Raw genomic sequence first — 1,610 nt, 5'->3', positions numbered from 1 at the left:
AAGACGCTCTAAAATGAGATGTTCCAGCCGCACCTTCCGGTACGGCTACCTTGTTACGACTTAGCCCTAGTTACCTGTTTTACCCTAGGCAGCTCCTGTTACGGTCACCGACTTCAGGTACCCCAGACTTCCATGGCTTGACGGGCGGTGTGTACAAGGCCCGGGAACGTATTCACCGCGCCATGGCTGATGCGCGATTACTAGCGATTCCAGCTTCATAGAGTCGAGTTGCAGACTCCAATCCGAACTGAGACCGGCTTTCGAGATTTGCATCACATCGCTGTGTAGCTGCCCTCTGTACCGGCCATTGTATTACGTGTGTGGCCCAAGGCGTAAGGGCCGTGATGATTTGACGTCATCCCCACCTTCCTCTCTACTTGCGTAGGCAGTCTCACTAGAGTCCCCAACTTAATGATGGCAACTAGTGACAGGGGTTGCGCTCGTTGCAGGACTTAACCTAACACCTCACGGCACGAGCTGACGACAACCATGCAGCACCTTGAAAAATGTCCGAAGAAAAGCCTATTTCTAAGCCTGTCATTTCCCATTTAAGCCTTGGTAAGGTTCCTCGCGTATCATCGAATTAAACCACATAATCCACCGCTTGTGCGGGCCCCCGTCAATTCCTTTGAGTTTCAAACTTGCGTTCGTACTCCCCAGGTGGCTAACTTATCACTTTCGCTTAGTCTCTGATACCGAAATACCAAAAACGAGTTAGCATCGTTTACGGCGTGGACTACCAGGGTATCTAATCCTGTTCGCTCCCCACGCTTTCGTCCATCAGCGTCAGTTGTTGCTTAGTAACCTGCCTTCGCAATTGGTGTTCTAAGTAATATCTATGCATTTCACCGCTACACTACTTATTCCAGCTACTTCAACAACACTCAAGACCTGCAGTATCAATGGCAGTTTCACAGTTAAGCTGTGAGATTTCACCACTGACTTACAGATCCGCCTACGGACCCTTTAAACCCAATAAATCCGGATAACGCTTGCACCCTCCGTATTACCGCGGCTGCTGGCACGGAGTTAGCCGGTGCTTATTCGTATAGTACCTTCAGCTACCCTCACGAGGGTAGGTTTATCCCTATACAAAAGAAGTTTACAACCCATAGGGCCGTCATCCTTCACGCGGGATGGCTGGATCAGGCTCGCACCCATTGTCCAATATTCCTCACTGCTGCCTCCCGTAGGAGTCTGGTCCGTGTCTCAGTACCAGTGTGGGGGATCACCCTCTCAGGCCCCCTAAAGATCGCAGACTTGGTGAGCCGTTACCTCACCAACTATCTAATCTTGCGCGTGCCCATCTCTATCCACCGGAGTTTTCAATATCAAGTGATGCCACTCGATATATTATGGGGTATTAATCTTCCTTTCGAAAGGCTATCCCCCTGATAAAGGCAGGTTGCACACGTGTTCCGCACCCGTACGCCGCTCTCAAGATCCCGAAAGATCTCTACCGCTCGGCTTGCATGTGTTAGGCCTCCCGCTAGCGTTCATCCTGAGCCAGGATCAAACTCTCCATTGTATGTTTGTCTGACTCACTCAAAGTTTTTAACGCTTTAGTTTTTCCTTACTTGGTTGTTATATTGTATGTCAATGATCTTTAT

1 rRNA gene is annotated in these 1,610 nt (G+C 49.6%); it reads right to left on the bottom strand.

Annotated elements, in window-relative coordinates:
• Positions 1 to 11: 11 nt before the first annotated feature.
• Positions 12 to 1,528, bottom strand: a 16S ribosomal RNA gene (locus BBI00_RS22875).
• Between the last annotated feature and the right edge of the window lie 82 nt (positions 1,529 to 1,610).

Source organism: Chryseobacterium arthrosphaerae (assembly GCF_001684965.1).
Classification (GTDB): domain Bacteria; phylum Bacteroidota; class Bacteroidia; order Flavobacteriales; family Weeksellaceae; genus Chryseobacterium; species Chryseobacterium arthrosphaerae.
The sequence above is the reverse complement of the archived record's forward strand: the minus strand, read 5'-3'. Positions and strand labels throughout refer to the sequence as shown.